The sequence below is a fragment of the Photorhabdus viridis genome (assembly GCF_040256935.1).
Classification (GTDB): domain Bacteria; phylum Pseudomonadota; class Gammaproteobacteria; order Enterobacterales; family Enterobacteriaceae; genus Photorhabdus; species Photorhabdus viridis.
The window spans coordinates 67,744-80,779 of sequence record NZ_JBEJZY010000014.1; the positions used below are offsets into that span (position 1 = coordinate 67,744).

13 protein-coding genes are annotated in these 13,036 nt (G+C 47.2%); 3 read left to right on the top strand and 10 right to left on the bottom strand.

What is annotated here, in order from left to right; genetic code table 11:
• The first annotated feature begins 89 nt into the window (after window positions 1-89).
• On the top strand, window positions 90-953 hold the full coding sequence (gene speE / locus ABR397_RS07840; RefSeq protein WP_350305237.1) for a polyamine aminopropyltransferase: 864 nt from the start codon (window positions 90-92) through the stop codon (window positions 951-953).
• A 28-nt stretch (window positions 954-981) separates the two neighbouring features.
• Entirely contained in the window at window positions 982-1,776 is a 795-nt protein-coding gene (gene speD / locus ABR397_RS07845; protein WP_350305238.1) for an adenosylmethionine decarboxylase, read from the top strand.
• 91 nt (window positions 1,777-1,867) lie between these two features.
• On the opposite strand, the gene ABR397_RS07850 is transcribed toward speD, so the two are convergent.
• The 10 genes from ABR397_RS07850 to agaR all read right to left on the bottom strand — a co-directional run bounded on the left by ABR397_RS07850 (window position 1,868) and on the right by agaR (window position 11,364).
• A complete protein-coding gene (locus ABR397_RS07850) occupies window positions 1,868-2,407 on the bottom strand; it encodes a cysteine hydrolase family protein (protein ID WP_350305239.1) in 540 nt (179 codons plus the stop codon).
• Window positions 2,408-2,617: 210 nt separating this feature from the next.
• Window positions 2,618-4,522: an enterotoxin gene (locus ABR397_RS07855; protein ID WP_350305240.1), complete on the bottom strand. Its 1,905-nt coding sequence runs from the start codon at window positions 4,520-4,522 to the stop codon at window positions 2,618-2,620.
• 38 nt (window positions 4,523-4,560) lie between these two features.
• On the bottom strand, window positions 4,561-5,421 hold the full coding sequence (locus ABR397_RS07860; protein WP_350305241.1) for a tagatose bisphosphate family class II aldolase: 861 nt from the start codon (window positions 5,419-5,421) through the stop codon (window positions 4,561-4,563).
• 9 nt (window positions 5,422-5,430) lie between these two features.
• Window positions 5,431-5,865, bottom strand: a complete 435-nt coding sequence (gene agaF / locus ABR397_RS07865) for a PTS galactosamine/N-acetylgalactosamine transporter subunit IIA (protein WP_350305242.1) — start codon at window positions 5,863-5,865, stop codon at window positions 5,431-5,433.
• Between the two features lie 21 nt (window positions 5,866-5,886).
• Window positions 5,887-6,780 carry a PTS system mannose/fructose/sorbose family transporter subunit IID gene (locus ABR397_RS07870; protein ID WP_021323155.1) on the bottom strand — a complete coding sequence of 298 codons (894 nt, stop codon included), beginning with the start codon at window positions 6,778-6,780 and terminating at the stop codon, window positions 5,887-5,889.
• Complete coding sequence (gene agaW, locus ABR397_RS07875) at window positions 6,770-7,555, bottom strand: PTS N-acetylgalactosamine transporter subunit IIC (RefSeq protein WP_350305243.1); 786 nt, start codon at window positions 7,553-7,555, stop codon at window positions 6,770-6,772. Before agaW ends, ABR397_RS07870 begins: the two co-directional genes overlap by 11 nt.
• 11 nt (window positions 7,556-7,566) lie before the next feature.
• A complete protein-coding gene (gene agaV, locus ABR397_RS07880) occupies window positions 7,567-8,049 on the bottom strand; it encodes a PTS N-acetylgalactosamine transporter subunit IIB (protein ID WP_152963109.1) in 483 nt (160 codons plus the stop codon).
• A 2-nt stretch (window positions 8,050-8,051) separates the two neighbouring features.
• On the bottom strand, window positions 8,052-9,233 hold the full coding sequence (locus tag ABR397_RS07885) for an SIS domain-containing protein (RefSeq protein WP_350305244.1): 1,182 nt from the start codon (window positions 9,231-9,233) through the stop codon (window positions 8,052-8,054).
• Entirely contained in the window at window positions 9,230-10,525 is a 1,296-nt protein-coding gene (locus tag ABR397_RS07890; protein WP_350305245.1) for a D-tagatose-bisphosphate aldolase, class II, non-catalytic subunit, read from the bottom strand. Before ABR397_RS07890 ends, ABR397_RS07885 begins: the two co-directional genes overlap by 4 nt.
• A gap of 65 nt (window positions 10,526-10,590) precedes the next feature.
• Complete coding sequence (agaR, locus tag ABR397_RS07895) at window positions 10,591-11,364, bottom strand: transcriptional repressor AgaR (protein WP_021323157.1); 774 nt, start codon at window positions 11,362-11,364, stop codon at window positions 10,591-10,593.
• 399 nt (window positions 11,365-11,763) lie between these two features.
• Between agaR and ampC the strand changes: the two genes are divergently transcribed.
• Complete coding sequence (gene ampC, locus ABR397_RS07900; RefSeq protein ID WP_350305246.1) at window positions 11,764-12,921, top strand: class C beta-lactamase; 1,158 nt, start codon at window positions 11,764-11,766, stop codon at window positions 12,919-12,921.
• The last annotated feature ends 115 nt before the right edge of the window (window positions 12,922-13,036 follow it).

Genomic DNA, 13,036 nt, shown 5'->3' on the forward strand with positions numbered 1-13,036 from the left:
GGGGTAAATTTCACCGTGCAACTGTGAGAATTGTTGGCTATTATGTGAGCTCAATTTTCACAGCCATCACAGCGGGGGGAAACTGCGGCATGTCACAAAAAGAAACTTGGTACGAAACCCTGCACGCCAATTTTGGGCAGTATTTTTCGGTCGATAAAGTGCTTTATCACGATAAAACTGAACATCAGGATTTGATTATCTTTGAAAATGCGGAGTTAGGCCGCATCATGGCGCTGGATGGCACAGTACAAACGACTGAACGTGATGAGTTTATCTACCACGAAATGATGGCTCATGTTCCTCTATTCGCCCACGGGAACGCCAAACAAGTGCTGATTATCGGCGGTGGTGATGGCGGTATGCTGCGCGAAGTCTGTCGTCATCAATACCTTGAAAGCGTTACTATGGTTGAAATTGATGCCGGCGTAGTTGAATTCTGCCGTCAATATCTGCCTAACCACAATGCCGGTGCTTATGATGATCCGCGCTTCAACCTGATCATTGATGATGGCGTTAATTTCGTTAACACCACCGATCAGAAATTCGATGTCATTATTTCTGACTGCACTGATCCGCTCGGACCTGGTGAAGGGTTATTCACATCTGAATTTTATCAAGGTTGCCGGCATTGTCTGAATGAAGGTGGCATTTTTGTCGCCCAGAATGGTGTCTGTTTCCTGCAACAGGATGAAGCGGTAACCAGCCATAAAAAATTGAGCAATTCTTTCGCTGACAGCAGTTTCTATCAGGCTGCTATTCCAACCTATTACGGCGGAATAATGACCTTTGCATGGGCAAGTCAGAACCGGGCATTACGTCATGTGGATCTAGCAACACTGCAACAGCGTTTTAATGCCGCAGGCTTTACCTGCCGCTACTACAACCCAGCCGTTCACGCAAGTAGTTTTGCTCTACCGCAATATCTGCTGGATGCGCTATCCAATACCCCATAATCACCCATTAGCCAGGAGGTGAAATAAATTGCATAAGCTGAAATTGCACGGCTTTAATAACCTGACAAAAAGCCTGAGTTTTTGTATTTATGATATCTGCTATGCAAAAAGCCAAGCCGATCGGGATAGTTATATCGCCTATATTGACGAACAATATAACGCTAATCGTTTAACGGAAATTCTCAGCGAAACCTGTTCGATCATTGGTGCAAATATTCTGAATATTGCCCGCCAGGATTATGAGCCACAAGGAGCAAGTGTCACTATTCTCGTCAGTGAAGAGCCGATGGACCCAAAGGATGTAGACAACACTGAAAATCCAGGTCCATTACCCGATTCTGTCGTTACTCATTTGGATAAAAGTCATATCTGTGTCCACACTTACCCAGAGAGTCATCCGGGCGGTGGCATATGCACTTTCCGGGCTGATATTGAAGTATCAACCTGCGGTGTTATTTCACCTCTCAAAGCACTGAGCTATCTGATCCACAAATTGGAATCGGATATTGTCACGATGGATTATCGCGTGCGTGGTTTCACCAGAGATGTGAATGGAGTGAAGCACTATATCGATCACGAAATCAGTTCTATTCAGAATTATATGACCGAAGAAGTACAATCACAGTATTACATGATGGATGTCAATATTTATCAGGAAAATTTATTTCATACAAAAATGATGCTAAAAGAATTTGACCTGAATGATTATTTATTTAATGCCACACCAGAGCAATTAAGTGAAACTGAAAAGCTGGAAATTACCCATCTCTTAAAAAAAGAGATACAAGAAATTTATTATGGACGTAATTTACCCACTGTTTAACTTTCACTAACTTATTATTTAGCTGGCAGATACCTACATTTACAGGTATCTGCCAGATCAATTTCTAACTGTATTAACAAATTATCCCAACTCACATGACTAATGCAGTACTCATTGTAATTTCAGCACCGTAAATGGTTTTAAGATAATTAAGAGCATCTTCCTGATCGACACCGGGAAAAATACACACAGCATCTGACAAAACTTTGATTCGATAACCGCGTATAAACGCGCCATAAGCGGTATGTCTGACACAACAATGGGTATGTTGGCCGGTTAACACCACTTCCGTCACACCATATGCTTTAAAAACCTCTTCCAGATCGGTTCCATCGAAAGCCCCATAAAATCGCTTAGGCAAAACAATTTCACGATCTGCGCCAACAGGAGCCAATGCTTCAATAACATTAGCACCTAGCGTTCCGGCCATTGCATGTCTGCCCCAGATGCTCATTTCTCGATCATCAGCTCGATGAGCGTCATTAGCATAAACCACCAGCCAATCCGGTTGACGCCGGGCATGATCAATTAGCCGTTTAATTACCGGTACGATCTTCATCGCATCCGACTCATTGGCGAGTGCTCCTGTGACAAAATCGTTCAACATGTCAATTACGATCAGCGCTTTCATTAGTTTTGCCTTTTCAGTTTATCCGTACAAAACAATTATATTTAAATATAAGCATTTTAGAGATAATAAAATCATGTTTTTCAATTAGCGTGATTTGATCCTCTGAAATTCGCTTAAATACAACAATAAAAAAATACCGTTACAATAGTTTCCTAAATAATAACTGCCCTGAATAAATAATTTATTCAGGGCAGTTTAATAACACTGTGATTATTTCGATGGGGTCAAAGAAAAGGTCAGTGTTTCTAACGGTTGAAGGGTAATCAACGCCGTCTTATTGATAAACTTCGGTAGCGAGTTGTTCTCGCCATAATCGATATTAACGTCATATACCGAAAGTTGATCATCAGGCAATTCAAGATCACTTTGCAAATCCAGATAATATTGTTTCACTTCATCAGCAGGATTGCGCAAAGTAATAATCGACTTTTTCGGATTCCAGGCTCCCCAACCATACACCGCTAGATCGGTGGGATCTTTACCAATCCAATGGGTATCAAACAGTACATCTTTATTTTTCTCTGACCATTTCGCCGCGTTTGCCAGCGTATCCCAATCCTCTGTGGTCAACAGTTCAGGCGTAACATACATCTCCTGTAACTGAGTGCCGCTGCCAAAATAGCTCCAAACCTGATCGGCAAAATCTTTGGCTGACTGTTTATCCAGATGCTTGGCCTGTTTAGCATAAACAATGCCATGCAGCATCAACGAATTCAGTGGGAACAACGGCCCCTTTCTTACGACATTACGATAAGTTTCTGCATCACGATAGGTAAGCCACTGCTGCACTTTGGAACCTGTGCCGCGAAACTCCACATCATAGCCGCCACGCCAAATAGAATCGGCGAAAAATAGCCAGGAAGGCGTGGCTTTGGTGCCTGTGGTCAAGTTGATAAACAGTTCATTGCCTGTATTGCGCATATCTTCAATAAGATGGATAGCGGCATCAAAATCACTGGTGAATGCACTTCCTTTAATCACACGATCAGCATTACCGGTGCCATCCAGCTTAAACATGGATACATTTTGTTGTTGAATCAGGTTGAGTACCCGGTTATGGAAATTGGCGTAGTAATTAGGACCTGAGAGCGCAAATCTGCCATCTATCACTTCATAACCAAACTCCTCCGCATGAGAAACACGTTGCTCACCCGGTTTACCATAACCGCCCCAAGGAGAAAGCCAAATACCTAAACGAGCACGATATTGATCTGCTGCCTGTTTAAGATTTTTGAACTCATGGGGAAATGCCTGACTAAAACCCCAATCTCCTTTGAGATTATCCCAACCATCATCAAACAGATAACCACTCAACTTCACACCGCGCTTAGTCACCAACTCCTGCCCAAACTGATTGATACGGGTCAACGCCTCTTGTTCGGTATAAGGCGTGAAGTAACCAATATCGTACCAAGAGTTGTAATGTAGGTAAGGACTATATTCACGCGGACGAGCATTGTTCAAAAACTCATTGACGTTGCGCCGCAATTGCCCTTCCTGATAAACACCAATATACGTCTTATAACTTAACGTTTTCCCCGACTCTAACGGGATAGAGAGCGCAATTTTTTGTGAAGCGCCTCCTTTATAAGCCTCAGTATTAATCAATGGATTACCGGGAACAATAAAGAAGCTATCGCTGATAATCGGTGAACTGGCGATAGACCCGTGAACAAAAGGGATTTTAGTGCGAAATGGCATCAACGAGACAGAGCTAAGCTCTAACGCGTTTTCCTGCGGTGTAATGGTGATTTCAAACGAGCCGTACTTATCTTTATCCTCCGCAGTAATTATATTTCTTACCTGAATGTCGCCATGTTTCAGGGAGACAACAATACGATTGTTCTTTTTGCTGATATCAGTAATCTGAAAATCTTTAGCCGCGAGCGTCTCTCCTGATTTCAACGTGATTTCAAACAGATTGTCGGTAATGATTTGATCGTGGTTTTTCGGATTTTCAAATTTTAGTTGCGTCACTTTACCGTGTTCGTCGCTAACAGTTACACGGTAATTGTCACCCTCCAATCGCCAGCTATCTGCCCAGACTGGAGCACTATACAACACGGAACTAGCTAATAAACTTAACGTAATTTTATTTAACGCTCTTATTTTCACAGCAGTTTCCTTATAGTCAGAATGAAAAAACAGAACCGTCACGAATACAGCTTACCTGCACTGCCACAAATCCGGATCTTCTCTTCTACTACTGCCTGCATAGCCTGTTTTCCCGGCGCGATATAATTACGTGGATCATTCGCATCTGGATGCTGAATGAAATAGCGCTTTACCGCATCAGCAAAAGCAATTTTCAGATCGGTCGCCACATTGACTTTACATACACCAAGACCAATCGCCTGCTGTATCATCACTTCAGGAATACCCGATGCGCCATGCAGCACCAACGGAATATCCACCTGTTCACAAATTGCTGCTAACCGATCAAAATCCAGATGCGGTTCACCATGATACAAACCATGCGCAGAACCAATCGCTACCGCCAGAGAATCAATACCAGTACGGGCAACAAAGGCTTTCGCTGCCAGCGGATCGGTAAAGAAACTATCGGCACTGGAGACCTGTAAATCATCTTCCTGCCCACCTAGCCGCCCCAATTCCGCCTCAACGCTAACATCGTAACGATGGCAAAATCGTACCACCTCAGCCACCTTACGAATATTCTCCTCAAAGGGTAAATGCGAGCCATCAATCATCACTGAACGTACACCCGCCTCCACTTTATTGCGGATATCCGCCAATTCCTCATGATGATCAAGATGCAACGCCAACGGCAGATTGTGGCGATGGGCAGCGTCCTGGCAGATCGACACCAAATAGTCAGTACCGGCATAACTGAAAGTACCCGGCGTACCCGCCAGAATAACCGGTGATGCCAGGCGGGCAGCGGTTTCCGCTACCACCTGAATAGTTTCCAGATTATGGACATTGAAAGCAGGAACCGCATAACCTTCACGCAGAGCCTTTTTCAGCATTTGACGACTGGAAATCAGGTACATATAAGCTCCTTAAATGCCATCCAGATTCAGGCTGTCATATCGCCGTTTCTGTTGTTCATGCCACAGGCTGGTCAATCCCCGCCGCCCACACTCCAGCGCCATATCACGAAAGGTTTCCAGCGCCATACCTTCACGGTCCAGCATCATTTCTACCACCAACTGCATATTAGTCCCGGTGATAACTTCATAACGTGGATTGGTTATCGCCAATTGCGCCGCCTGCCGAAACGGTGATCCGCCCAGCAAATCACTGAGAATCATCACACCATCGCCGCTATCACAGGCGGAACAAGCCGCCTCCAGTAATAGCAACAATTTTTCAGTACTGATCCCTTCAGGAAAATCGACAGCACAACACTGGGGCTGCTGCCCTACGACCTGTTCCACCGCCTGCAACAAACCACTAGCGAAATGCCCATGACCGGTGATTACAATACCTAACATGCCATCTCCTCAGTGCGCTTGTTAAAGAAAACCAACAAATTTACCCACAATGCCGATCACCACCGTCAAACCAATCAACTTGACCGGCGAAAACCCTTTTTTCATCAGCCAAAACACCAGCAAGGTGAAACATAACGGCAATAAATTAGGCATCAGTTTATCCAGCACATCCTTTTGCAACGCCACACTGGCTTTACCGGCGTTGACCACCACCGGTGTCGAGAGATGAACGTAGGAAGCCACCAATGCCCCGATCACCGTCATTCCCACAATTGATGCCGCATGGGAGATCTTTTTGGTATGTTTTTTTAGCAATACCAGCGCGCTGGTTCCGGTACGATAACCATAATGCGCCAGGCCAAAACGCAAGCCAAAATGTACGATATTGAACAACAACAGGAATACGAGGGGGCCAAACAGGCTGCCCTGTAGCGCCAGAGATGCCCCAATCCCAGCGCAGATGGGTAACAGCGTCAGCCAGAACAACGCATCGCCAATCCCGCCCAGCGGCCCCATCAACGCAACTTTCACAGCACGAATAGTCGAAATTTTCTCTTTATTCCGTTCCATTGCCAGCACCAACCCAGACAGGAAGGTGACATCAAACGGATGCACATTGATAAACTCCATGTGCATCTTCATCGAATTCGCCAGATCTTGCGGATCCTTATGGATCTTACGCAGCCCAGGGATCAAAGTGTACAACCAGCCACCCGCCTGCATACGTTCATAGTTAAATGATGCCTGTAACAACAGGGAGCGCCACGCCATACGATTCAGATCGCGGTTCGTCAGCTCTTCACCCGGCGTACTGTCCTGATAATCATCCTGCTCAACCTGACTGGTTGCCAGTGCCTGCGCCATCCTTTTCTCAGCTTTAGCTGCCATAGCAGCATCGGTGTCGTTAAATGCCATCTTCCATCTCCTGAGACTGGGTGGTAGGTGCGCCGCGTTCAGCCGCATTTTCTATACGGGAACGGTTAAAGAAATCGATTAATGCGATCGCCAATGCGCCAAGTGCTACAGCGATAATCGGCATATTAAGGAACGTAACCGAAATAAAGCCCAGAATGAAATAGGCTATGTAGGTCTTTTTCATCATGATTTTCATCAGCATGGAAAAACCAATGGCTGGCATCATTCCGCCGGCAACAGCCAACCCATCCAACAACCACTGCGGCGCTTTCTGCACCATGACGCTGGCAGCGTCAGCGCCAAAATAAACCGGCAAAAACGCTACAATAAAGTAGAAACAAAACAGAATGGTGATACCCAGATAATTCACACGTTCCACGCCGCGCCAATTCAGCTTTTTCACCATCTGATCGCATTTATGCATCATGGGTGAGAACAAGGTAAACAACAGCGTAATACCGCCTTGTACCGCAATGGAAAATGGCACCGCTATACCAATCGCCACCTTAGGATCAGCCTGAGTCAAAATGGCAAATGCGGTACCAATCACACCGCCAATCACCACATTTGGCGGTTGAGCGCCAGCCAATGGCACCATTCCCATCCAAACCAGCTCCAGCGTCCCCCCTACCAGCAAGCCCGTCTGTACATCCCCTAAAATCAACCCAACCAGCGGGCCAATCACCACAGGACGGTGAAAATGGGTCAATCCATCAAACAGATCTACTCCCGCCAACCCAGCCAGTAATCCAATCAATATCGCATCAATCAGCATAACTCACCTCTTTAGAACAACAGTTTATCGATAAGCTCTCCCGCTTCATCCGGTACCCGCCGTATCTCGCAGGTAACACCCAGTTGCTCTAGTTCACGAAACACCACTACGTCACTATCATCAACCGAAACAGTCTTATGGATCTGGCGCTTCCCTTCAGCAAAATGCATATTGCCCACGTTAACAAATCGGATCGGTACCCCTCCTTTTACCAACGTTAGAACATCTTGCGGTGTTTTACAGACGATAAAAATTTTCTGCCGTTCAGCCGCTTTATGAATCACATCAATGGTTTTTTGCAGAGTGAAATAACGGGTCTGAATCCCATCGGAAACCACCATATCCATCAGGTTTTGCTGCATCAAATCACCGGCAACTTGATCGTTAGCCACCAATACCAAATTGGCCCCCAGTGAATTGGTCCAGGTCACACCTACCTGACCATGCACCAACCGGTTATCAATTCGGGTCATTAAAATATTCGGTATCGACATAATCACTCCTGCTTACATGCTGTTCTTTGTGAGTAAGATGGGAGATAGGAATAAATTTCCACCCCCTTCACCACACGGTTGACCTCCCCTGTTGGACATGGATTGTCCGGCGTGATACCCAACGCCAGCGAGGTTTCAAACGCTAACATCTGCAAAAACATCAAATAGGGAAAAAGCAGCCAGATATCATCTTGTTCACTGTTAATCGCCGTAAATCCTTCCCCCGGCGCGCCACTCAGTGCAACAATTTGACGCGCCAGACCGTCATGATTCAGCTCATGCCACAAATCGAGATCATAACGACGACGATACTTATCAGCAGAAAGCATCATGACCACCAGCGTATCGCGTTCTATCATAAACTTCGGCCCATGACGCACTCCCATCGACGAATCGTAACGGGTGGCGATATACCCGGCGGTCAGCTCCAGCATCTTGAGCGCCCCCTCTTCAGCTACACCGGTAAAACAACTGGAGCCCAGACACATCATGCGCTTAAAACCGCTACGTGCCAGTCGCTTAGTCTGTACCTGCCACTGTCTCCACTCGCGCTCGCACAATTCAGCCATCGCCATCAGTGGCGCACTACTCTGTTCCAGCGTTAACGGCCCTAACAACAACGCTGTCGCCAGCGCCATACAACTGAAACTGGAAGTCATGGCAAAACTCTGGTCATGAGAACCCTGCGGCATATTCAATGAGCAGACATGAGCGCGTCCTTCGGCATAGCGTGCCAGTGCACCAGCGGGATTGCAGGTCAACATCAGGTGATAACAGCGTGGCAGTATCTGATCTGCCAGTTTTACCGCTGCCACGCTCTCCGGACTATTGCCGGATCGCCCATAAGAAATCAACAACGTTGAACGCGTTGGATCGAGGTATTGCAAGGGAGAAGGAACAATATCCGTGGTGCTGTACGCGACCACATTCAGCCCACACCGCTCACGCAACCAGGGGGCCAACGCGCGCCCGACAAACGCGGATGAACCTGCGCCACACAGCACTATCTGTAACTCCGGCTCAGACAACAAAGGCAGCAAAAAGGGTCGCCACAACGCTTCCTCACGTTGCAGGTTTTGATATAACTGACGCCAAAGCGCAGGCTGTTGGTGAATCTCTCTGGCAGTATGCAACGCGTGATGCTCACGCAGCCAAGCTTCGGTATAGAAAAATAGCTCATTCATACGAAAGCTCCTTGTGCCTCAGACTCACAAGCTTGAGCATAACTCAAGAGCACAGAACGAATCTTGTTCAACACCCAGGCATGCGGGTCATTTTCCAACCTTCCCGCGTTAACTGCCTGTGCCTGTTCTGGCAGGTACTGACTCAATAGTGAAAGAGAAACCGGATGACGGCGCAAATTATCCATCAAAGTACTCACGGCCTGTTGTACCTGCGGATGCGGCCAGTAGTAACGCACGCGATCGCTCAAACTGTATTGACGATCAATAAACTGCTGATGCGGTGTACCGTGGTAATAGCGATTCCAATATTCCGGCTGTTCAAGCATGACCTGTTCCAGTGTGGCGCACAGATTCGCCGCTGTTTGCTCCCCATTCCATTCACCATCAATTTTATCGAGCGCGAAAAGCGCCTCACGCAGAGCAAAAGTCAAAGCAGGACCAACTTTCAAAATGGCGAAATGATCACGAACCAATTCACGGTAAGCCTGCGCAGTTTGATAATCAGTAGAATGCGCTTCATAGACCAAGTAAGGCTGAGATTCGATATATTGACTCAGTGCCGCCGCACGTTCCGATTGATAATGTTCGACATCATGGTGATCGAACTCCACACCCGGCTGCACCACTAGCGCAATCACCCGCGGCCATACCTGTTCCAGCCCTGCCAATTGCCAGGCTTGTTGATGTACATTCAACGTTGTGGCTGCTGCCTGAGGTGTCGTAACCTGCATCCCTTCCAACGCTTCCTTAGCGCCGCCCGGTACCGGCACTTCGGTGCCAATCACATAAACCGGTGGTTCTCCCCCCACCTGCTGCCAACAACGTTCTGCCACCAGGCACAAACGAGCCGCACGTACCGCAATCTCATCATCACCAAGCGGTGTTGGATCATCAGCGCAAGACATAGAGCAATCAAGATGGATCTTACGAAATCCTGCGGCCACATAATCATGTATCAACGTTTCAGCCAATTTCATCGCCTCTGTTGCGGAGCGATCCTGCCAGGCGTTCGGCCCAAGATGATCGCCGCCCAACCAAACACGATCACGCGGCAAACCGATAAGATCAGCTTGTCGCCAAACTGCATCACGGAACTGAGCGGGTTGCATACCGGTATAACCACCAAACTGATTAACCTGATTAGACGTTGCTTCAATCAGTATCGGCGTCTTACGCTCTTTAGCGACGCGCAAAGCACTTTCCAATACCCAAGGATGGGCGGAACAGACCGAATAGATCCCCACCGCTTCACCTGATTTATGGCGACGAATAAGTTGTAATAGTGACTGCATGGTGTCTCCCATGCGGGCAAGAACCCGTTTATTAACTCTTAGGCAGGTTCTAATCTCTGTAAGAGTTATTCGTCGGCAATAACCACATCTACGCCGAGTTCAGTTAATGCCCGCCTGTAGTTATCGGGGATCCGGCTGTCAGTAATCAGCCGATGAATCTGTCCGGCTTGACGGATCATACAAAAGCTTCTGCGCCCAAATTTACTGGCATCCGCCACAGCGATAATTTCATGCGCCACCTCACACATTACGCGATTAAGGTGAGCTTCGCCGGGATGGGGCGTGGTAATCCCTGCTTCCAGATCAAACCCATCGACACCAAGAAACAGAGTATTAAAACGATACTGACGCAATTGCTGTTCCGCCGCCGGACCATAAAGCGAGTAGGAGTTCTGACGCACACTCCCGCCAAGCACCATCACCTCCATCTGATCAAATCCCGCCAGTTCATAGGCGATATTCAACGCGTTAGTCATTACTACCAAATCACGCCGCTCCTTAAGATATGGCACGATTTGCGTAGTCGTGGAGCCGGAGTCAAGGATCAGGGCATCACCATCCTTAACAAACTGCGCTGCCCTAGCCGCAATACGTGATTTCACATCACGATTCAACCGGCCTTTATCTTGCAGGGGGCGATCAAAGGCGAATTGCTGATTCAACATGGCGCCGCCATAAGAACGCAGCGCACAACCTTTTTGCTCCAGATAACGCAGGTCATTACGGATAGTGACGCTGGAAACCCCAAAACGGGAACTCAAATGCTCAACACGTACACTGCCCTCATGGCACAGCAGGTCAATAATCTGTTCACGTCTTTTCACAGTGTCCATTGCCATTCCGTTATGCTCCTCAGATTTAAGCAACAAGTTCACGTCGCCTGTGATGAATTGCTTTCCCTCTCTTTCGGTTAAATTACAACAAAAGCAATGAAATGAAATTGTGATCGGTGTTGCAGTCTATTATATAGACAAAATTAGATTAAAAAGGTTTCGATTGAAAACAAAACGAAAGAGAATATTAAGTTCTATCGTTACTTATGCTTACCCCAAAATAAGCTTTCATCCGCTTTTTTAGTAGAAAGTGATATAAAGAAACGAAAGCCCTTGGTTTTCAATCAACAACCGCAAAGTTTTATTTTGTCAGGTGATAGAGATCACAAATTTTGTGATTGGGTATAAAAAGACTGATAAAATCCAGAATTGAACGCTCTGACTGTAATATAAAGGACACACCACATGATAAAACGATTTTCGATGCTGACTGGCGGGCTGCTGCTTACCGCTTCTCTCGGCGCTCAGGCTTCGAATACACCCGATCAGTCCCATCTGACAAATACTGTTGATAAGACCATACACTCCCTAATGCAGGAATATGACATTCCAGGAATGGCGATTGCGGTCACTTTCCGCGGTCAGCATTTTTTCTATCAATACGGTGATGCGTCAAAAGAGAACAACACGCCGGTCACCAAAGAGACGATCTTTGAATTAGGCTCGGTCAGCAAAACCTTTGCCGCCACCCTGATTTCTTGGGCGCAAGTGACGGAAGCTATTTCCCTCTCCGATAAAGCCAGCCAGCATTTTCAACCGCTTGCAGGCAGCGCTTTTGACAACATAAGCCTGCTGAATATTGCCACCTACACCGCCGGCGGCCTACCGTTACAGTTCCCTGATGAGATCGACAGCAATAGCAAAATGGTGAACTGGTATCAGCACTGGCAGCCGAAGTATACGCCTGGAACCTATCGCCAGTACTCCAATCCCAGCATTGGCCTGGCGGGTTATATCGCCGCCCAACGCCTTGGAAAACCTTACTCAATGCTGGTGACAAGCCAAATTCTTTCACCGCTTGGTCTGCATCATGCCCGGTTTAACGTACCCGCGCAGGATATGAAGAATTATGCCTGGGGTTATTCAAAAGAAAACAAACCGATTCGCGTAACCCCCGGCGTACTGGATGAGGAAGCCTATGGTCTGAAAGCCAGTGCGCAGGATATGATCAGCTTCGTTGATGCGAATATCGATCCTTCCCGCATAAGTGATAGCAAACTGGCACAGGCCATTCGGGCAACCCATACCGGCTATTACCGGGTAGGGGAAATGACTCAAGGGCTGGGCTGGGAGCTTTATCACTGGCCCGTTACCCTTGAGCAGGTACTGAGCGGCAACTCGGCGCAGATCGCTTATCAGGCCAACAAAACCATAGAACTATCACCGCCGGAGCCGCCAACGGAGGCGCTTTTTATCAATAAAACCGGCGCCACCAATGGCTTCGGCGCGTATGTCGCGTTTGTGCCGCAAGAGCAAATGGGAATTGTGCTGCTAGCCAACAAAAACTACCCCAATGAGGCACGCATCAAAGCAGCCTGGCAAATCCTCAATGCGCTGAAATAACGCGCAACTGCGTTAGTTAGCTCCCCCTTATATCGCCGCCCGATTGGGCGACGATTTACGGGGCAATGGCTAAACAGCGATCAGATTTTGAATACCCAGAGTAAAATAGCAGCGA